Source organism: Terriglobia bacterium (assembly GCA_020072785.1).
In the GTDB taxonomy this organism is placed as follows: domain Bacteria; phylum Acidobacteriota; class Terriglobia; order Acidiferrales; family UBA7541; genus Acidiferrum.
The window spans coordinates 256699-277083 of sequence record JAIQGG010000003.1; the positions used below are offsets into that span (position 1 = coordinate 256699).

18 protein-coding genes are annotated in these 20385 nt (G+C 62.0%); 10 read left to right on the forward strand and 8 right to left on the reverse strand.

Annotated features, from left to right (window positions below):
- Positions 1-20: 20 nt before the first annotated feature.
- The 3 genes from LAN61_11295 to LAN61_11305 all read right to left on the reverse strand — a co-directional run bounded on the left by LAN61_11295 (position 21) and on the right by LAN61_11305 (position 3240).
- Positions 21-1259, reverse strand: coding sequence for an NAD(P)/FAD-dependent oxidoreductase (locus LAN61_11295; GenBank protein MBZ5541089.1), 1239 nt, complete (start codon positions 1257-1259; stop codon positions 21-23).
- 11 nt (positions 1260-1270) lie between these two features.
- Positions 1271-1957 (reverse strand): metalloregulator ArsR/SmtB family transcription factor, encoded by a 687-nt coding sequence (locus tag LAN61_11300; protein MBZ5541090.1) that lies wholly within the window; start codon positions 1955-1957, stop codon positions 1271-1273.
- 116 nt (positions 1958-2073) lie between these two features.
- The gene (locus tag LAN61_11305; protein MBZ5541091.1) at positions 2074-3240 is read right to left on the reverse strand and encodes a PilZ domain-containing protein; all 1167 of its coding nucleotides are present in this window, start codon (positions 3238-3240) and stop codon (positions 2074-2076) included.
- 206 nt (positions 3241-3446) lie between these two features.
- On the opposite strand from LAN61_11305, the gene LAN61_11310 reads away from it, so the two are divergent.
- The 3 genes from LAN61_11310 (at position 3447) to LAN61_11320 (ending at position 5140) form a co-directional block, all read left to right on the forward strand.
- Positions 3447-4412 carry a cation diffusion facilitator family transporter gene (locus LAN61_11310; protein ID MBZ5541092.1) on the forward strand — a complete coding sequence of 322 codons (966 nt, stop codon included), beginning with the start codon at positions 3447-3449 and terminating at the stop codon, positions 4410-4412.
- Between the two features lie 170 nt (positions 4413-4582).
- Complete coding sequence (locus LAN61_11315) at positions 4583-4723, forward strand: hypothetical protein (protein MBZ5541093.1); 141 nt, start codon at positions 4583-4585, stop codon at positions 4721-4723.
- Positions 4724-4795: 72 nt separating this feature from the next.
- Entirely contained in the window at positions 4796-5140 is a 345-nt protein-coding gene (locus LAN61_11320; GenBank protein MBZ5541094.1) for an STAS domain-containing protein, read from the forward strand.
- Positions 5141-5250: 110 nt separating this feature from the next.
- Here the strand turns inward: LAN61_11320 and LAN61_11325 are convergent, their stop codons facing one another.
- The 4 genes from LAN61_11325 to LAN61_11340 all read right to left on the reverse strand — a co-directional run bounded on the left by LAN61_11325 (position 5251) and on the right by LAN61_11340 (position 9693).
- Positions 5251-6597 (reverse strand): DUF1015 domain-containing protein, encoded by a 1347-nt coding sequence (locus tag LAN61_11325; GenBank protein ID MBZ5541095.1) that lies wholly within the window; start codon positions 6595-6597, stop codon positions 5251-5253.
- A 545-nt stretch (positions 6598-7142) separates the two neighbouring features.
- Positions 7143-8873 (reverse strand): AIPR family protein, encoded by a 1731-nt coding sequence (locus LAN61_11330; GenBank protein MBZ5541096.1) that lies wholly within the window; start codon positions 8871-8873, stop codon positions 7143-7145.
- A 149-nt stretch (positions 8874-9022) separates the two neighbouring features.
- Positions 9023-9364, reverse strand: coding sequence for a hypothetical protein (locus LAN61_11335; GenBank protein ID MBZ5541097.1), 342 nt, complete (start codon positions 9362-9364; stop codon positions 9023-9025).
- Positions 9361-9693: a hypothetical protein gene (locus LAN61_11340; GenBank protein MBZ5541098.1), complete on the reverse strand. Its 333-nt coding sequence runs from the start codon at positions 9691-9693 to the stop codon at positions 9361-9363. Before LAN61_11340 ends, LAN61_11335 begins: the two co-directional genes overlap by 4 nt.
- 659 nt (positions 9694-10352) lie before the next feature.
- Here LAN61_11340 and LAN61_11345 point away from each other — a divergent pair.
- From LAN61_11345 to LAN61_11365, 5 genes are all read left to right on the forward strand, one after another.
- On the forward strand, positions 10353-10934 hold the full coding sequence (locus LAN61_11345; GenBank protein MBZ5541099.1) for an RNA polymerase sigma factor: 582 nt from the start codon (positions 10353-10355) through the stop codon (positions 10932-10934).
- A gap of 64 nt (positions 10935-10998) precedes the next feature.
- Positions 10999-11292, forward strand: a complete 294-nt coding sequence (locus LAN61_11350; protein MBZ5541100.1) for a hypothetical protein — start codon at positions 10999-11001, stop codon at positions 11290-11292.
- A gap of 434 nt (positions 11293-11726) precedes the next feature.
- On the forward strand, positions 11727-13607 hold the full coding sequence (locus LAN61_11355) for a glycoside hydrolase (GenBank protein MBZ5541101.1): 1881 nt from the start codon (positions 11727-11729) through the stop codon (positions 13605-13607).
- A gap of 273 nt (positions 13608-13880) precedes the next feature.
- Positions 13881-14747: a YihY/virulence factor BrkB family protein gene (locus LAN61_11360; protein MBZ5541102.1), complete on the forward strand. Its 867-nt coding sequence runs from the start codon at positions 13881-13883 to the stop codon at positions 14745-14747.
- Positions 14748-14856: 109 nt separating this feature from the next.
- Positions 14857-15525 (forward strand): HAD-IA family hydrolase, encoded by a 669-nt coding sequence (locus LAN61_11365; protein ID MBZ5541103.1) that lies wholly within the window; start codon positions 14857-14859, stop codon positions 15523-15525.
- Positions 15526-15562: 37 nt separating this feature from the next.
- Here the strand turns inward: LAN61_11365 and LAN61_11370 are convergent, their stop codons facing one another.
- Positions 15563-17713, reverse strand: a complete 2151-nt coding sequence (locus LAN61_11370) for a PQQ-like beta-propeller repeat protein (GenBank protein ID MBZ5541104.1) — start codon at positions 17711-17713, stop codon at positions 15563-15565.
- Positions 17714-18081: 368 nt separating this feature from the next.
- On the opposite strand from LAN61_11370, the gene LAN61_11375 reads away from it, so the two are divergent.
- Complete coding sequence (locus tag LAN61_11375) at positions 18082-19194, forward strand: glycosyltransferase family 4 protein (GenBank protein ID MBZ5541105.1); 1113 nt, start codon at positions 18082-18084, stop codon at positions 19192-19194.
- On the forward strand, positions 19182-20372 hold the full coding sequence (locus tag LAN61_11380; protein ID MBZ5541106.1) for a glycosyltransferase: 1191 nt from the start codon (positions 19182-19184) through the stop codon (positions 20370-20372). The genes LAN61_11375 and LAN61_11380 overlap by 13 nt, the downstream gene beginning before the upstream one ends.
- Positions 20373-20385: the final 13 nt, after the last annotated feature.

Genomic DNA, 20385 nt, shown 5'->3' on the forward strand with positions numbered 1-20385 from the left:
TCCAGCGAACTCGTGAAAATCTAAACCGCGATGGGAATGCCGTACATCTTGCCCCCGGCCTTCAACATCGCGCCGTACAACTCGCGCTTCCAGCCCGGCGGGGATAGCCACCATTTTTCGAGCAGCACTTTGCCGATGTGCCATGCCTTGCCAATCTGCCGCATCTTCACTTGCGGGGACGGTTCGGCAAAGAAATTGCCGTAGGCGAATCCGGCGAGGTCTTCGCCTGCCTCCAGCATGCAGTAGCCTTCCCCGCAGAAGGTCTCCGTTGGCTTCCGTCCTTCAATTTCCGCCACAATTCTGCCTGCGACAATCTCTGCTTGATCGTGAGCAAAGACGCCCGCCTTCGGGAGCAGCAAAGGAACGTCCGGCTTCCAGCGTCCTGGTATCGGAATGGCCGTTACATCGCCGATGGCAAACACCCGTTCCTGGCTGGTTTCGAGCGTCTGGGCGCTGACGGGCACCCAGCCCGCCGCATTCGTGAGACCCGCGTCACGCACCAATTGCGGAGCACGATGGGGGGGGATGGCAATCAAGAGGTCGTAATTTTCCACGCCTTGCTGAAAGCGCGCTGTCCTCGCGGCCGGTTCAACGGCAACCAAGTTGTGCAGCGGATGGAAATGAATGCCTTTCTTTTCGAGAAGCTGCCGCACGGCTCCGCCCAATTCCGGCCCTGCGACGGGCATGGGCAGAGCCTCCGGCGTATAGAGATAGATGTCCACCTTGCCCGCAAGGCCGCGCTTGCGGAAGTAATCCGCGATTAGCATCGCCCCTTCATGCGGCGCGGCGGGACACTTGTAGGGCATGCCAGCCACGACAACCGCGATGCGCCCGCCGGGAAAAGTACGGAGAGCCTCCTGCAATCGCGAAGCTCCTTGAAATGTATAGAAGCTGTGGGAACCCTCGACCAGTCCGGGAACAAGTTCGGGCGCCAGCTCCGCGCCCAGGGCAATGATCAGATAATCAAAAGAGAACTCCCCGCTTTTGGTGATGACCCGGCGCGTTTGGAGGTCCACCACCTCTGCGCTGGTGTGGACAAACTCGACTCCGCGGCGCAGCAGGCTCCTCAGCGGACGGCGCACTTGCTCCGGCTTCCGGTCCCCCGTCATCAGCCAGAGAAAGGATGGGGCAAAAGCATGCTCGGCGTTCCGTTCAATCAAGACAACCTTGTGCTCCATGGACAATTTCGCGCGCAATTCGTTTGCGGCGATCATGCCGCCCACGCCCCCGCCGAGAATTACGATCGTCTTGGAAGGCATATCTCTCCCCCTCATCCGGCCGCGCGCGATACCATTTCGACCGGAAATCCGCGGGCCTTCCAGTCCGGGAAGCCCTGTTCGAATCGAAAGGCTTTCAAACCTCGGGAACGAAGCAACGCGACCGCTTCATCTGCCAGAACGCAATACGGACCCCGGCAGTAGGCGACAATCTCCCGGGTTTTCGGCAGTTCCCGCAAACGGAGCTTCAGTTCCGCAAGCGGAATCGATCGGGCGCCTGGAATGTGGCCGGCCCCGTATTCCTCCACAGGCCGGACATCGAGAACGATCGCGTTGCCGTTCTTCAGCCGTTTCCTCAACTCTTCCGTCGTGACTGCCCTCAGCGTGCTGCGATCTTTCAGGAAGGAATGCGCCACGCGGTCAATCTCGGCGATGCGGTCTTCGCCGAGATCCCGCAGCGCCTGCCACAGGCTGAAAACCCGCTCGTCCGCGAGGCGATATCTCGCATACAGCCCATCTTTCCTGAACTCAATGAGGCGCGCATGCCGCAGCACCTGCAAATGTTGTGAGGTATTGGCGGTGGACATCTCCGTCAAACGCGCCAGTTCTTCGACGTTTCGCTCTTTCTGCGCTAACAGTTCGAGCAGTTCCAGGCGCTTGCCGCTGGCGAGAGCCTTTCCAATGCGGGCGAACTGCTCGAAAAGATTGTCCTTGAACTCTCGTTTGCCTGGTCGGTTCATGCCACTATTCAATCATTCGCTTGAATACTTGTCAAGCTAGCTGACCAAGCTGTGCCCGTCACTGCAGGAGGCGGGAAGCCCTCGGGGCGGAAGAAGATGCACGAAGGGCGAAGGACTCAGTCGGTGAAGACGACACCGACCGAGGAGTGGCCCTTGTCCTTGTCGTTTTCGATGCGCACGACGTAGCCGCGCAGGCGCATGGAGCGCACACCCTCGTCGCCCGGCGTTTCCATGGTCACCTGCAGCTCGGACTGCAGCTTGGGGCTGTGGTTGAGGACGATGAGCGCGCCCTGCAGGGAGAGATCGCGGACCACGGTCTCTTCCTCGAACATGCGGCCGTCTTCGGTGGTCCCGGTAACCAGGGCGCGGAACTGCGCCTCGCGGCGCAGCGCGGTGCGCGTCCCCGGCAGGTGAATATCCGCGTGGCTGGCCCCGTCGAGGGTCATGACCATGCCCTCGCTGGCGGCGAAAACGGATTCGCACTGGTCGCGGGCCTGGCGCAGCAGGTTGTCCACCATGCGGTCGGTGGAGTCCGGGTCGTGGTGAAAGAGCACCAGGGTTTTCACGCCGGCTTCGCGGGCCAGGCGCACGCCCTCGAGCCACGAGGAATGGCCCCAGCCGCGGCGCGTGGTGGCCAGTTGCTCGGGCGTGTATTGCGCGTCATTAATAAGGATGTCCGCGCCTTCGGCCAGCTCGCGCAGGCTCTTGTCCAGCTCCGGATTGCCGGGCTCGTTGTCGGTGGCGTAGACGATGGTGCCCGCGGGGGTCTCGATGCGGTAGCCCAGGCTTCCCTGGGGATGGTTGAGCCAGCGCGCGGTGATCTTGCTGCCGCGAACTTGAAACGATTCCCCGCCTGCGAGTTCCTTGAAGGTGCGCTTGGCGCTCATGGCCGAGAGGTCCACGGGAAAATAGGGCAGGGCCATCTGGGCCTCGAAGACCTGCTTGAGGCTGTCGCGCCCAAGAAACTTGGAGCGGAAGCTGTAGAAATGGAATTCGTTGTTCTCCACGTAGAGGGGCGCGAAAAACGGCAGCCCCTGAATGTGGTCCCAGTGATAGTGGGTGACGAGAATGTGCGTTTCCGCGGTGCTCGAGCCGTTGGGGCTGACCCAGCGGCTGCCCAGCATGCGCAACCCCGTGCCGCAATCCAAGATGAATTGCGTGCCGTCCGGGGCGATCAGTTCGAGGCAGGGCGTGTTTCCGCCATAACGCCAGGTGGCCGGGTCCACCGTGGGGGTCGAGCCGCGCACCCCCCAGAAGCTCAGTTTGGCGATCGGAAAACTCATCGTGCGCGTGCGCAGCCTGGCGCTTTGCCCGGGCCGCACACGCTCCCCCTTCCGGCTTACCGCAGGCTGCGCGGAGCGTGCCGTTACCTCGATGGTAGGCAGCAGCGGGCGAAAGCGTCAATCACAACCCCGCCCGGAAGTGTCAAACTGCCCACTACGGGACGCCCAAGGCTGCGCCGGCATCCCGGAATGAGTAGAATGAAGCCGTGCACGTCCACGACCACGCCGGCGCACACGGCCATCTCCATGAGCCTGACCATGAGCATGTCCACGCCCACGGCCTGCAGCCCGCCACGCTGGCCTGGGCCATGGTGGTCACCCTCGGCCTGGTGGGCGCGGAGATTGCCGGCGGCCTGCTGGGCCATTCGGTGGCCCTGCTGAACGACGCCGTGCACAATCTTTCCGACGTGCCCACCCTGGGCCTCTCCTGGCTGGCCATGCGCTGGGCGCAGCGGCCCGCGGACCAGGAGCGCACCTTCGGCTACCAGCGCGCGAGTATTCTGGCGGCCTTCACCAATTCCCTGGTGCTGTTGCTGCTGGCGCTGTGGCTGGGCTACGCAGCGATCGAACGGCTGCGCGCGCCGGTGGCCGTGGTGGAGAGCTGGATGGTGTGGACCTCCCTGCTGGCGCTGGGCGTCAACGGCGGGATCACCCTGGCCCTGGTGCGCGGGCGCAGCGACCTCAACCTGCGCAGCATCCTGGTGCACAATTTCGGCGACGCCCTCTCCAATATCGCCATTCTCGTTGGCGCTTTCCTGATTCACCGCACCGGAGCCAACTGGATCGATCCGGTACTCGGCCTGGGCATCGGCGCGCTGGTGCTGTGGTCCAGCATCGGCATTCTGCGCGAGTCCGCGCACATCCTGCTCGAAGGGCGGCCCGCGGAAACCCGCGTGGCGGACGTGGCCCGCGCGATTCTCTCCGTCCCGGGCGTACAGGAGGTCCACGACATCCACATCTGGACGCTCGGCGGCGGCTACACCCTGCTGAGCTGCCATGTGCGCATCCCGGACATGCACATGGAGGAGAGCGAGCGCCTGCTGCAGGCCCTGCAGGAAAAGCTGCGGAAGGAATTCCAGATCCACCACAGCACGGTGCAGTTCGAGCGCGCCGGCCTGCCCGCGCAATCCGGCTACGTGATGCCCCAACCGGTTTCCCGGCCGCGGCGGTAATCCAACTGTTCCGGTGTGACCGCGAAGCGGTCAACCCCTGCGGCCCTCGCGCCAGGGACTGCCCCGCACCCCCCGGCCCGCCCCCGAAGGGCTTCTTCCCCCTTGCATTGCGGATGTGTTATAAACTTCGGGCTGTGGATCGTGCAGTGAATTCGGAGCCCGCACCGCCGGTGGCGGACCAGAAACCGGAGGCGCCGCAGGAAGATGCTTCCTGCTACTGTCCGGTCTGCTCGCAGCGGCTCGGAGCGCACCGCTGCAAGCTGGTCTGTCCGGTCTGCGGCTACTATATGTCCTGCTCGGACTACTACTGAAACGCATTCGGCTCGCGGCAGGAAGCGCCGCCGGGGCCCCCCAGAATCGAGACTGACGAGGAGGAAACGATCGTGGCACTTAAGATGACGAACCGCGAAGTAAACGGAGTGGAAGTGGTGGCGCTGGACGGCCGGATCGTTCTCGGCGAGGAAAGCAACGCCCTGCGCGAGAAGGTGAAGAGCATGATCGCCGCGGGCAAGAAGAAGATCGTGCTGAACATGAACAACATCACGTTCATCGACAGCGCGGGGCTGGGCACGCTGGTGGCCGCGCATCACAGCGCGAGAACGCAGGGCGTCACGATGAAGCTCTGCCATCTGGGCTCGAAATTCCAGGAAGTGCTGCAGATCACCAAGCTGCTGACGGTGTTCGACGTTTCGGACACGGAAACCGCCGCCGTCGCCAGCTTCAAGTAGAGCCGCGCGCGGCGCTTCCCGCGCCGCCGTCCGGACTCCCCGGCTTCGATCGCCTACCGAGGGCACGCGTGCGCGTGCCCTCTTGCATTTTGCGAAGCGGCGGAGGGCACTCATGCATTCAGCCGGTACATGGTGATGCCGCTCAGCAGCTTGGGATAGAAATCCGTGGATTTCTGGGGCATGACCTCGCCGGCCGTGGCCACGCGCATCACCTGGGCGACGTCCACGGGATTGAGCAGAAACGCAAGCTGCGCCGCGCCGCGGTCCACGGCGTCCAGCGCCGTTGCCGCTTCGCGCTCATAAGTGAGATTGGCTTCCGCGGAAACGGCCTGCTGGGTAATGCCCAGCCCCGCCTCGAGAATCCCGTGATGCAGCAGGATGACGTCCAGCTCGCGCTGCAGCGGGGAATCCCCCTTCAGCAGCCCGGCTAGGTCCGCGCCTTTGCGCAGCGTCAGAAGGTAATAGGCGCGGGCCGGGGCCGCCGCGCCGGCATAGACGCCGATGGCGCGCCGCGCGTGATTCGCCGCCAAGCGCTTCAGAAACACCGCGCACGCCTCGCGGCGCGCGGCGTCCGCAGTGAAGGCAAAGGCCTCCATCTCAAACCAGGGCTCGAGAAACCGCCGGAAGGCATCCCAGAAAAAATCGCGCAGGTTGGCCACTACACGGTGCGTCGGGAGAATCAGCAGGCCTTCCGCCTCGGTGTTGACGAAAGTCATCATCACGCGCTCATACGGAGCGTCGGGAGAGACGGCGCCGGCGCGGGCGCGGCACTCGTTGCGGTAGTTGAGCGCGGTCTCGTAGCGGTGGTGGCCGTCGGCGATCACCAGCTTCTGCGCGGCCATGACGCGCTGGATCTCCGCGATGCGCGCGGGGTCGGAGACGGGCCAGAGGCGGTGCGTCACGTCGTATTCATCGGGCACTTCCGTGGCCGGAGGCGCGGCCGCCGCGGCTTCCCGCAGAATGGCGTCGATGCGGCGCTGCGCGTCGGAATAGAGCATGAAGAGCTGGCCGGTGTGGGTCTGCGTGTGGCGTAGCAGCTCGAGGCGGTCGGCCTTGGGCCCGGAGAGGGTGCGCTCGTGGCGGAAGACCACTCCGGCCTCGTACTCCTCGAGCTTGCCCGCGCCGATGAAGCCCCAGCGCGTGCGGCGCTCGCTGGCGCCCGGCACGGTGTATTCCTGGGCGTAGGCGTAAAAGGCCGGCGCGGGGTCCGGCACCACGACGCCTTCCGCCACCCAGGCGTCCAGCGCCGCCGCCGCGCGGGTGTAGACATTGTTCTGCGGCGTGTCGTCCGGGAATATCCGGCCCTTTTCCACGGCGATCAGGTTGTGGGGGTCGGCGGCGTAATACTTCTCCTGCATGGGCGGGGAGATCTTGTCATAGGGCTGGGTGAGGGCGCGGCTGAAGGGGACCTTTGCCGGGTTGTAGCGGTAGGCGCGAAAAGGGTAGACCTGGGCCATGAGTTCTCCAATCAAAATTGGGTGCGGCAACGAACCAACCATTTTACGCGAGAAGCCGGCGATTCGCGAAAAAGTAGCGGCGGCAAGAGGCGGGCGGAGCCGGAAGTGAGCTTTGCGAGAAGGAGCGGGGCTAGAAAGAGCGGGGCTACCCCCCACCCCCGCCGTGCGACGCAAAAGAGTGCGGTTGTGACTGATTCTAAAGAGCTTGGCGTTTCCCGTCAGCGCAAAGAGCGCGTAAGAGATTGAAAACAAAGACGGTAAAGCGGTACTGAAGGAATGAGGTGATGAGGGCAGAGGGAACGCGGCGGAGGAGAGGGTGGAGTTGAGGGGGAGTTTTCGAACGGTGGATTGGCGTAACACGGAAAAGGATAGCAGATGGGTTACGTTATTTCAAGAGATTACTGAGTGGTATTCGAATGGGTTGTGGAAAAGTGTGCGGGGAGAATTGCCCTTGTGGCACAAAAAGTCAAAATCCCCACACGCAACACCGGCATATGGAGCACCCACTAATCCTCTCCCGACCTTATGCCTGGGCCACCCGCCAACTATTTCGTCGCCTTCCCTTTGGGCGGGTTCTTCTGCGCACAGTAGTTTCGCAAGCTTTCTGTGAATGGCTGCGTCCGCAGAAAATCAGAATCCAATTTACTGCCGGACACGAGTCGAATCGCCTCAGCTGCTTCCTGAAACACTTTCAGGGACTTGCGTTGGTCCCAGAGGACTTTCATAAGTTCGTCACAATAACGCTCCATCTCGTGCGAATTCATTCGTGGCAAAAGAGCAGAGCTTGATAGTAACCGGAACGCTAGCAATATCTGGAAGCGCGCAGGCTTGAATTTTGAGTCCAGCTGCTGATTCCGAAACAAGAACTCCAACCGATATAGAGCCAAGGCTGAAACATAATATGGCTCTAAACGGTCGTTTGCGGCGAATATACTCTTCCCCACACGCTCTAATATGGCTCGATAACTGCGCGTGGTTCGATGCGGCTCTTCCAAGAATATGGATGCAAAAGAACGAATGAGACCCCCGGGAGTGACTATGCGGGTTTTTTCAAAACCGGCGGAGCTGTTGTACTGGCGCGAGCGTCGTTCGTAGAATAGTCGCTTGCCTTCTTCGAAAGCCTGAAAGTAAGCTTCAATCTTTTTTTGAAAATCGGATATCGCCAACAGCTGTTCTTCTTTCACCTCGGTCTGACGGTTCGTTGCCTTGATGATGGAACCAATTACATCATCGTTTTTTGTAGATATTAGGCGAAGCGGTACCATAACCGACTTATCAATATATGCTTTCTGTTCGTGGAGGACATGGCTGGTCTGGCAGCCGTTAACGATCTGATAGTCCTCAATATGAAAACGATTACCGGTGGTGCGGAGCGTTTTGGCGATGATGGTGACACCATTGTTCATCAGGGCAAATCGTGATCGAAGCTCGCCCGACACCAACGTATCCCGCATCTCCGTGTTGACGGGGTTATATTCTTGCCAGTCACGAACATTGTCATAGAAAATACTTTTCAATATATCCCCATCTTCATCTTCGATTAGACGAAGAAATTCAGAAGCTGGCAAGAGACCGAGGTATGCTTCGCTCACTTGTTCGATGTCCGGCACGACGGTTCGCTGTGGAAACTCGAATTCCCGCGTGACTGAGTTCTTGCTGTCACGATATAAGCGCTGAATACTATCTGCATCGATCGGCAAAAACTCTACTTCACCGAATAGCCCCAGAGACTTCAGGTCAGCAACAACGGTTTTCCGGCGGGCTTCCAATGCGGCATCACCAATCCAGCGCCCGGTTGTGACGTAATAAAGTTTACATGTTGGATTCCTGCGCTTGAATTTACTACTCCGAGTATATGCCGCCGCCATTATAGACGCAGCCGACTTGACGGCAGCGTTACGGGGCAGTTTGGGCTTCTCCTCAAAGAAGTCCTGTACGCCAAATTCAAACTGACCAATTTTCGCCGAGTCAAAAGCAGAAGAGCGCTCCGCTTGGACAAAAATAAAGTCGACGTCCAAGTATCCGTTACGCTCGGCGTAATCCTCAATTAAGTCGGCATCAGAAATAAGCGAGCCATTAACTATAATTGCAATTCCATCGATTCCCGTATCCCCTCCAGAGCCGGTTACGATATCAGCCGTGTCGAACGCTTCTAACAAGAAACGTCCAACTGTCAGGTAACAGGAAAAATGCTCGAAACGTTTATCTTCAGCAAGCGTCATAATGTCTTGCTCTTTTGAGAATTCATCAAGAAGGGATTTAGTGATGCGATCCATTTTCTATCTCCTCAATGCCCTGCCCTTTTTGTATCTCTATGGTTGCAAAGCGTTAAGTTACGACAATATAAGCAAGGAATTCGCAGAACGGCAAGAACAAGTGAAAGCGGATTTGACCAACGCCTAGAGAACCGAATAAGCCGCTTCGTTCACTTTAGTTGCGGTGGCGGTGACAGGCCGTATATCGGCAACGCGGCCTGTCTTTCACTTTGTATTTGGTTTGAGACACTATGGAGCCAATCCCAAGCCGCCTGAGGCAGCCAACCGTTGAATTGGTGGGGTTCAATCTTCACTACTATCAAGGAGTCCGTTGCTTCGATGTGTTGAATTAGTTTTTTTGTCATCGCGTCTTCATCTAAATGGCTGGACACCAAACAGGTCTGCTCTATAAAGTGCATCCAATTCAAGGAATTTCCCCGTAGCTCTACAAAAAATGGGTCATAGACCTTGTTGGGGTCTCTGAGGGCGAACGTGACGAGCAGCAAATTCATGCGGCACCGCCATCACTTAATATCTTCGGTTTCTCTGTTCCCTCTGTTAAAGCCAATTCAGCAATGGACATTTCTTTTTTTTCTGTACCCATCCCCAGTCTTAGTTCAGCACGGTGGCTCGCTTCGCCATAGACCAGATTCTTAATCTTGAAGGTCGTAAGGAATGCCACAAGTAGTGCCAGACCGCTCAGTGCGCAAATTCCGATGACGAAGATTTCAAAACGCCGTTCGGGAAGAACAAGATATAGGCCCGCACCGATTACAACTGTAAACGCAACAAGGCACCTGAAATAGAATGCCAACGGAGTTTTTACCTCACGCTGGGACATCCACGTCAGTATCTTGCGCGTCCACGTTTCGATCCAATTCGAGGATTCCCGCATTTGCACAATTTTAATTCAGTCTCAAGGCAAGTACAAGGAACGATAACAGACGAATCCTGAGCAGTTCGCGGGTGGCTTACTCCTCAGGATTTTTACCTTCTTCCTGGCAGCGCGCGATGAGAGGATACCATTTCTGCAAGTCATCGCGGAGCAGTGCGATGGGGCGGGCCGAAGCTGCCCGGTCACTAAAGCTGGGCACCCGGCTGAAAAATTTTAAGGGAGAGCTTCAGGGGTTAAAACCCCTGAAGCAGACGCGCGGCTTATGTCGCGGCTGAAGCCGCGACCCACAAACTGCGGACATTTTTCAGCAGCCTGCTAGAGGCTGGGCAAAGGATGGCAAAGAGCACAGCCAGGAATGGCTGTGCCACAAGGGCGAGATGCGGGTGGGCGTCGAGGGGTTGGAGCGCGATGTTTCCGGCGAGCGTGGCGGTGTTTAAGTCCGGCCACGATCCCTCTGCTCCGCAAACCCATCCGGAGCGCAAAGAACGCGCTCCGCTCGGGATGACAGCAGGAGAGAAAGAGACCGAAGGGCACCCAAATTCGCCGTAGTTTCGCCGATGCAAATCTCTACAATATTTGCGGCCGCCGTTCGTCTACAGGAAGGGATGGATGAGCCGTGGAGCAGCACCGCGATGACCGAGCGAGACCGTCAAATCTCCGAGATCATCGCGGAAGAACGATTCCGGCTGCGCAATTTCATCCGCCGGCGTGTGCCCGATCCCTCCGACGCCGAGGACATCGTGCAGGAGGTCTTCTACGAACTGGTAAAAGCCAATCGCCTGCTGATGCCGATCGAGCACGTGACCGGCTGGCTTTTTCGCGTCGCGCGCAATCGCATCACGGACCTTTTCCGCAAGAAGAAGACAGCGACCTTCAGCGACGCAGCGATCGAGGACGAAGACGGCGAGGCGCTGCAGATCGAAGATCTTTTGCCATCGCCGGATGCCGGGCCGGAAGCGCTCTACGTCCGCAACGTGCTTCTGGATGAGCTGGAACTTGCGCTCGACGAGCTGCCGGAGGAGCAGCGGGAGGTATTTACCGCGCACGAAATCGAGGGGTACAGCTTCAAGGAGATCGCCGCGCGGACCGGCGTCAGCGTAAACACGCTGCTCTCGCGCAAACGTTATGCGGTGTTGCATCTACGCGAGCGATTGCAAAGCATTTACGACGAATTCACGAAAGGATAAGGAGCTGAACATGAGCGGGAGATGGAAGAGAGTGATTTTCATTGCTCCGCTGGCGATCCTGGGGATGCTGCTGTTTGTCGCCATCGGCGGCGAAATAGTGCGGCAACTGTGGAATTGGCTGCTGCCGCCGCTCTTCGGCTGGCGCGAGATCACCTTCTGGCAAGCGGTGGGGATGCTGGCGCTGTGCCGGATCCTCTTCGGCGGATTTGGATTTCACGGTTCCGGCCGCTCCAACTACCGCCGCCGCATGGCCGAGCGCTGGGAGCACATGACCCCTGAGGAGCGGGAACGATTCCGGCAAAGCTGGCGCGGACGCTGGGGCTTCGGCCCATCCACCGGCGAGAGCAAGGAGCAATGAAGCCATTTCGACGTTTTCGAAATAACAACAGGTTTCTGGCTTTTGTTTAAAGGCGCAAACGACCGGGCCGCCGGCGCTTGACCGTTAAGTACTTCCCGCTGCTAACTGCTAAGCCGCATAACCGGAAAGATTGCTCCTAATACTCCGGCTAAATCGGAACGACAATTTAATGTGTTCCTGGCGTTTTTTTGCGACCTTGCTAGTGGTACTGGACCTGGTCAGCAGTTCCGTGCGCGGGGAAAACGGCCGGTACTGCCTGGCTTTGGTACTTGACGCCGCCCCTGTTATAGGTAGAGTTTATACCGCTCATAAGACCAATGGGTGCGAAGAGGCGCCGGTCGCTTCCAGGCAGACCCCACGCCTGCTTCTTTTTAGGCCGTTCCGTCCCGTGGAAAAAAGATTGAAAGCTCTCTGATCGTTCCTGTGGAGGATCCGTGAAAAATCTATCGCTGGTCTCCTCGCTGACGGCAGGTCTGCTGGCCATGGCTCTTCTCGCCGGACACGGGAGTGGTTTCCGCGCCGCGGCCGCTGGTGCGAATTCCGCCGCAAGTACGGACAACTCCAACTTGACCTATGACATCACCACACTGGCGGGGAAAGTCGCCTCCGTGCATGGCACTGCGGGATTGCAGATTCGCTTCTCCGCGTTCATCGAGCAAGAAGCGAATATGAGCGACTTGATCTCCAGCCCCACTGCCACGCCAGTCACTCCCTTCCAAATCTTGTCCAGTCCGCTGGACGGCACCAGCGTGCTGGCGCCCGACGTCACCGTGAATCTGGATACCGGGGGAGCGCCGCAAAACGAGACGGCCATCGCGGTCGATCCCAACAATCCCCTGCGCGTCGTGGGAGGCGCGAACGACTACGTAACCCTCACCTGGAACTGCGCCATCGGGAGCGTACCGTGCAGCGCGGTGGGCGACGGATACTCGGGGACGTATTTCTCCAAGGATGGCGGCCAGACGTGGTGCTGCGCTTCGAAACTCGACGGAACAAACCCAGGGACGCTAATTCCCGGAGTCCAACACTTGACGGGAGGCCCGTACGACGCGGGCGGAGATCCGGTGGTGGCCTTCGACAGCCGCGGCCATGTCTACTACGCAGGTCTGGGGTTCGACCGCACCGCGCCGCCCAACACCGTGGCGGTGAACAAGGGCAGCTTCGACAACAACGGGAACCTAACCTGGGGCGCGCCCGTATTCATCAATGCAACCGCGGCGCCCTCCACGCTCAATGACAAGCCTTGGATGGCAGTGGATGCGACCGCCGGGAGTCCCTTCCGCGACAACGTCTACGTGACCTGGACGCGTTTTATTTTCAACCCGCTCAACGGCCATTACGTGCAGTCGCCCATCGCGGTGGCCGTATCGCGAAATGGAGGACAAACTTTCAGCGATCCGCAGCTCATCGTGGGCAACGTTTTGTACGGACAGGGTTCGCGGCCGGTGGTTGGCCCGGACGGCACGGTTTATGTCTTCTGGGACGGGGCGACGCGGCTGGCGACTTTCGACAGTATTTGGGTCGTCAAGTCGACCGATGGGGGTAAGAGTTGGAGCAAGCCAGTGGCCGTGTCCCCGCTGGTGGACATTATCCCCGCGGCAAATACGTCCTTCCGCGTGAACAGCTTTCCGGCAGCGGCCGCTGCGCCCAACGGCGATCTGTACGTCACCTGGTCCTCCATGATGAGTGACACTGGAGACCTGTGCCCAGGATATACGAACACCGGTTGCCACGCCGCCTCCCTCTATAGCAAGTCTACCGACGGTGGCGCAACCTGGAGCGCACCGGCGCCGCTGCTGCCTTCCGTGGATGCCAGCACGCGCACGGCAACGGGTTATCCGGTGACGCAGCCGGACGGAAGCACTCTGAACGCGCCCAGCGCCAGGCGAGTCGACACGCTGTTCCCCGCCATAGCTGTGGGGCCCACGGGACGCGTGTACATGTCGGCCTACGCTGCCGACGTGGTTTCGCCATGGCAAACGTGCGCAGTGTTCGGCTCGCCGAGCCTGAACGGCACAAGCTGCAAGACGCTTGGCTCGTTCATTAATAATGCCCGGCTGGATTACGTGGTGAGAGACCTGACCAGCGGGGTGACCAACACCGTGACCACGCAGCCGATCAACACACGTTATGGGTTCCGCGGCGCATTCTTTGGAGACTACACGGACATCGCGGCTGGATCCGACGATGTCTTCCACGCCTTCTGGACCGACAGCAATAACGTGCAAAACTTCGTGTGGTTCGGCGGCGTTGAGTGGGTTGCCGGCACCGCAAGCCACCAGCAGGACGTGGTCGCGCGCTCGGACAGCTTCTAGGTCCGCGCTGTTGCTCGTCTGTGATGATTCCGGGGTTCTCTATCGGAAGGGATTTCTCTCCCGGTGGTCTGCCCTGCCAATCGTTGCGTCCGGCGTTGGGCGAATTCCGATCCTCAATTCTCAAACATATTTGGATTAATCGAGTGCATCGCGTTTCTTCTTGACAGCGCGGCGCGCGATGAGAGGATACTATTTCTGCAAGTCATCGCGGAGTGGTGCGATGGGCACCTCGAACCTGCCCGGTCACTAAAACTGGGACACCCGCCAATGGCCATGAACGCTGCAACAAAGAAGCTGTTGCGAATCGTGGAGAGAGTGATTCCGCAATGCGGAATGGTGTCGCAGGCTGTGGCCTTTAATATGTTCCTGGCGTTTTTTCCGACCTTACTGGCCGCGCTGGGCCTGGTCAGCAGTTCCCTGCGCGGGGAGGGCGGCCGGGAGCTGGCCGTGCGGTTTTCGGCGATGCTGCCTCCGGGCAGCTGGCAGCTCCTATCCGAATACCTGCTGCACCGCGAGGTGAACCCCTGGCTCTGGGTGCTTCTCGGCTGGGCCGGGACGCTGCTCATCGGCTCGCAGATCATGAAGCTGATCATGGAAGGGATCCACATGATTTACGGGGATCGCGAGAGACATTCCTTCCTCGGCCGGCAGCTTCGCGGTTTGTTCTTGTTCTCGGCGGCCCTTGGGGCCTGGGTCGTGGCGATTGCGTTCAGTGTCTTTGGGCAGCGCTTGCGGCAATGGATGACGGGCGGATTTGGCGATTCCGCTCTGGTTCGCGGCTTCTGGGGCGTCGTGCCTCCGATCCTGGCGATGCTTCTGGCGGTGCTCGTCCTGGCCTTGATCTATCGCGTGGCGCGAGCGGGCGCAGCGAGCTGGAGATCCGTTCTGCCGGGAGCGGCCGTGGCGACGGCGCTGTGGTGGAGCGTGAATTTGCTGTTCGGATTCTACGTCCGGAAGATGAGGTTTGGACTGGTCTTCGGCGGGCTAGCCGCGGCCATCGGATTGATGGTGTGGATGGAGCTCTCCGCGATGATTATCTTTCTGGGTGCGGCCTGGAACGCGGAAGGCGCGCCACGAGCGGAAAGGCTTTCGAGGAGCGGCGACGTGCCGCGGCCCTGCGCGGGAGGGACAGCGGGATGAGGGTGGGCCGGGGTAAAGAGGCGGCAGAATGAAGAGCACAGCCAGGAGGGGCTGTGGCCCCGACTGCTGTCCGGGGCACGGCCGGGGGGAGATTCGACTACAATAAAGGATGATGACGACACCTGAACTGGGCGCGGTGCGGGCGCTGATCTTCGATCTGGACGGCACGCTGATCGATTCGAAGCAGGATCTGATCCTCTCCGTGAACGTGATGCTGCGGGTGATGGGGCGGGCGGAGCTGAGCGAGGAGAGGATTGCGGGGTACATCGGAGCGGGCGCGCCGCAGCTGATTGCGCGGTCGCTGGGCGGGGGCGCGAGCGCGGAGGAGATCCAGTGCGGGCTGGAATTCTTTCTGGGTTATTACGAAGAGCACAAGATGGACCACACGCGGGCGTATGCGGGGGTGCCCGAGGCGCTCGGCGAGCTGCGGCGCTATCCCATGGCGGTGCTCACGAACAAGCCGTTTAAGATCAGCCGGCGCATCCTGGAGGAGCTGGGGCTGGGGGATTTTTTCCGCGCGGTTTACGGCGGGAACAGCTTCGAGACCAAGAAGCCCGACCCGCTGGGCGCGCAGAGGATCCTGCAGGAACTGGGCGCGGCGCCGCGCGAGGCGCTGCTGATCGGCGATTCCGAGATAGACGTGCAGACGGCGCGCAACGCGGGGACGCTGGCCGCGGCGGTGAACTACGGCTTCGGGGTGCACGACCGCGCCGCGCATCCCGCCGATGTGTACCTGGAGCGCCTGGCGGACCTGCCGGTGCTGCTGAATCACCATTAAATTCGCCCGCACGCAGCGCGCCTGAGCGGCTGGCGGGTCAGCGGCGCGCCGCGGCTGGCGCGGCCGATATTTCGCTCACATCCAGAACGAACATCTCCTGATGCGCGCTCAGCACGAGGAGCCGTTTTCCGTCCGCGGAAAAGCGGGTGTAGACAATTTCGTCCGGAAAGGACTCCTCCCCGCGCTTCTCTCCCGTTTTCAGGTCGCGCAGCATCACCCGGCCGCCGTCGCAGACCGCCAGAAGATGGGCTTCGCCCGAAGCTGCGGGACAGGAGCCGAACAGCCGCGCCCGCTCCTCGCCGGAACCGAGCGCGACGACGGTGATCCGCGTGCCATCCTTGACGACAATCAGCGCGTCGCCCGCCGAAAACGCGGAGCTGAAATGCTCCGGGCCAGCTCCGCTCTGCACCAGCGCCCCGCCGAGGGTCTTGCCGGTGCGGGCGTCGAGCACCTCGAAAAAAGTGTCCTCATCGGACAGTTTGGCGCTCTTGTAGCGGCGCTCCGCCACGGGGTCGCGCTTCGCCGCGCTGCGCGCCTCGCCCGTTTTCGCCCGCCACGCCAGCAGGACGCGCTCGCCCTGGGGGTCCGCAAAGGGAACGGCGGCATCGTGAGGAATCTTGCGGGACCAGAGCTGCGCGCCGGTGCGGATATCCATCGCGCGTAATTCACTCGAACTCTGCAGGCCCAAGGGAACGAGGCCACCGACGCCCCTGAGTGCCATGAAAGGCGCCTGAAAATAGAAGAGCAGAACCGGCCCGGCGGGGTGCGAGTCCTGGAGCGGGCCCCCTGACCCTTCCATCTTCGGGCCCCGCCAACTATCGGAAAGCGTTCCACTCTTTTCATCGACTTTTTTCACCAGGAAGCCTTCCGGGCTGGTTGTGTCCACGTAGGCCTCGCTGTTGCCGCCAAGCCATACCCCGTACAGCCGCGGGAGTGGAACAATCCGCTCCCCGCTGGCCACGCGGAAAACTCCCGCGCCGCCGCGCACCCCCAGGGCAATCTCGTCGAGGTCCCCCGAGACCGCGGCCGTGCGCAGCGTGGGCAAAGGGGCCAGCGGGAGAAAACCCTGCGCGAGGGATTCGCGGGCCCCGAGATGCGCGAGGCGCACTTCCCCGTCCTGGGAGTAGCTCAGCAGCGTGTCGTTCCAGACGTCCGCCGAGGTTCCTGCCACCTTTTGCACGACCTTGTCCGTCTCCAGATCAACGATGCTGATGTCGTCCTGACCAGCCTCCTGCACCAGCAAGTATTTCTGCTGGGTGGCGCTACGGGCCATAGCCGCCGGCAGGGGCAGTTTGCCGAGCGTGGCTCCTCCGGGAAACGCCAGGAGCACAGAGTTTTCGTCCTTTTTCGCGTCGCGGGCCGCGATCTGGTCAGAGCCCACGAAACAGAGCAGGTTGCGCGCATGGTGTTGCACGGAGCCCGGCACATTGACGCGCTTGCGCTGCACCAAGTCCAGGGCCAGCGCAGTGCCGGCGAGGTTTCTGGTCAGCAGATAGCGGCCATCCGGCGAAAAAAGCAGCGGAAACCAGAACGATTCGCGCTCGACGAGGGGCGGCAGCGAATTCACGGTCAGGAAACCGATGGGCTCGGCAAAGGCGGTGCCCGAGCCGCGCGGAAGAAACATGGTGGGCGGAGTCGAGGGACCCTCGTCGCCTTCGGCGAGAATCTGCTCCCCGGTGTCCGTACGAAAGACGCGGATCTTGAGGCCGGGGTCGTAGCACGCCGCCAGTTCGCCGTCCGCAGAGAGCTCCGCCACGAGGCAGCCCTCCTTGGCCGGGAGATCCTTTTCATCGGCCATGCGGTCTTCGGCAATCAGCCAGCGCCCGATTTGCAGGGAGCGGCTGGCAAACACGAGCATCTTCGAATCGGAGGAAAAGCGCGCGGGCAGCGCGTCAGGAGCAAAGAACCATTTGCGCAGGGCCAGGTGTTCCCGGCTGAGCAGGTAGATTACGGATTCATCCTGCACAACCAGGTAGGCCCCGTCGGGGCTGAAGCGTAGCTCGCGCGGCGCGTTGCGCAGCAGCGGGGAGAGGCGCTGGCGGCTCAGGACTCCGTGCAGCGTGCCTGGGGAGTGCAGCTCCTGGCCCGCGGCCGCACTTTTTTCAAGAAGCCCGAAGAAAGAAGGAGTAGCGGCGAGCAACGCGGCAACCGCCAGCGTCCGGTACAAAGTCTGCATCGCGCCACGCATGGACCGATCCCCTATCTGTTCCTGAAAACAGCAGCAGCCAGCAGGCCCCGCAAGGCGGTGCCGAGGCTGCGGCTAACGGCGCCGCCGCGACATCCGGCCAGAAGACCCTGGTCCGCGCGGGTAAATCGCAGAGCGAGAGCTGGCCGCGCCCGCAAGGGCGGCTCGGGATATTGCTGTGCCTCCGGAGGAGCTTGCCGGCGAGGCTAACATCTTCGCCGGGAAGTGTAAACGACAGCCGTCAGACCCTTGTCTGGGTGACCGCGAAGCGGTCAACTCTGCAACTCTGGCCTGCGGTTGCACCTGCCAAGCGAGGCACTATTCTCCACTGTCATCTTGCGTTCTGGCGCGCGGCTTGGCAGACTCGGCGCGTGCTGGTAGGCCTCTTCCCCGAACTGGACGCGCCCGGAGGTGTGCAGCGCGCCGGCCGTCATCTGGCGGCGGTGCTGAGCGAATACGCTGCGGGCCGCGACATGGATTACCGCTTTCTGAGCCTGAACGATTCGCCGGAGCTGCACCGCACGGTGGTCGCGGGGCGGGAGTTTGTCTACACGGGGTGCGAGCGCGGGAAGCTGCGGTTTCTGGCCGCGGCGCTGCGCGCGGCGCGGCGCGGCGCGAAGATCGTTCTGGCGGCGCATCCGAATCTGGCGCCGGTGACGCGGGCGATGCGCCTGGTGGCGCCCGGGCTGAAGACCATCGTGTGCACGCACGGCGCCGAGGTGTGGGAGCCGCTGCCGTTGCTGCGGCGGCGGGCGCTGCGGCGCAGCAATCTGGTGCTGGCGCCGAGCCAGGACACCGCGAATCAGGTTATGGTGCGGCAGGGAGTGGGCGAGGAGCGCGTCCGGGTGCTGCCCTGGGCGCTCGATCCGCAGTTCGAAGCGCTGCTGAGCTTGCCTCAAGCCGCCGCGCTCCCGCCGGGCTTTCCCCGCGGGCGGGTGATCCTGGCCGTGGGCCGCTGGATGGCCAGCGAGCGCTACAAGGGCGTGGATCATCTGATCGCCGCGATGGCCCGGCTGCGCACGCGCTGGCCGGACGTGCAACTGGTGGCCGCCGGAGAAGGCGATGACCACCCCTGGCTGGAAAATCTGGCCGCGGAGCACGGCGTCCGCCGGCACGTGCATTTTCTGCACGGGCTCTCGCTGGCCGCGCTGGCGGCGTGTTACGCGGCTTGCGAAATCTTCGCGCTGCCCAGCCGCGGGGAAGGCTTCGGCCTGGTCTATCTGGAGGCGATGGCCTGCGGCAAACCGGTGATCGGAGGAGCGCACGGCGGGGCCCCGGAAGTGATCGAAGACGGCGTGACCGGCTATCTGGTGCCGCACGGGGACGTGACGCAGATCGTCACGGCGCTGGAGACGCTGCTGCGCGATCCCGAGCACGCGAGGGCCATGGGCGCGCGCGGGCGGGAGCGCGTGCACAGCCAGTTCCGATTTTCCATGTTCGCCAAATCCCTGAAGAAACTCCTGCACCAGCAATGCGCATCCTGAAAGTTACCGCCAGCTATGCGCCGTTTTTTGAATTCGGCGGGCCGCCGGTCAAGGTCCAGGCGCTGGCCGAAGGGCTGACGCGCCGCGGGCACCGGGTCACGGTGCTGACCGCGGACTGGGGGCTGGCCGAGCGCGGCGGAGGGCAGCGCACGACCTTCGGGCTGCGCCGCGAGGAAAACGGCGTCGAGGCGCTGTACCTCGCGCCGGGCCTGCCGGCCTGGCTGCGCTACCGCTCCCTGACCTGGTATCCGGGCGCGGCGCGCTTCTGCCGCGAACGCCTGCGCGAATTCGACGCCGTGCACATCTACGGGCTCTACGACCTGCTCGGCCCGCGCGTGGCCGCCGCCTGCCGCGCCGGCGGCGTGGCGTATGCCGTGGAACCGATGGGCATGTATCTGCCCATCGTACGCAGCGTGCGCCTCAAACGCGCCTACCATGCGCTGTTCGGCCGCGCGCTGATCTCCGGGGCGCGCGCGGTGATCGCCACCTCCGAGCAGGAGGCGGCGGAACTCGCCGGCGGCGGCGTGGAGCCGGGGCGCATCCTGCTGCGGCGCAATGGGGTCGCGCTTCCCGGGGCGCTTCCGCCGCGCGGGCAATTCCGCGCGGCCCACGGGATTGCCAGCGACGCGCAGGTGGTGCTTTTTCTAGGGCGCCTGGCCAGCAAGAAGAGCCCGGAGCTGCTCCTGCGCGCCTTCGCGCATCTGGCCGGCGGCGACGACGCGGCACGGCTGCGCCTGGTCTTCGCCGGGCCGGACGATGAAAATATGATGAAACGCCTCAGGGAGTCCGCACGTTTACTGGGGATAAGGAAAGGTGTAATCTTTGCCGGCCCGCTATTCGGTGAAAGCAAGTGGAGTGCGTACCGGGATGCCGACGTTTTCGTCCTGCCATCGCAGAACGAAAATTTCGGCAACGCCGCAGCCGAGGCCCTTGCGGCGGGCACCCCGGTGATCGTCACCGAGACGTGCGGGATTGCGGCACTGCTGGCGGAGGGAGCCGGGGTGATCGTGCCACACGACGAGGCGGCGCTCACCGGCGCACTGCAGCGGGTGCTGCACGATGCGGCGCTGCGCGAGCGTTTGCAGGCGGGAGGGGCCGCGCTGCTGCCGCGCCTGGGATGGGAAGAGCCCGTCCGGGAGATGGAACAGCTTTACGAAAGGCTGGGCCGCAGACCATGATTTTTTCATGGTC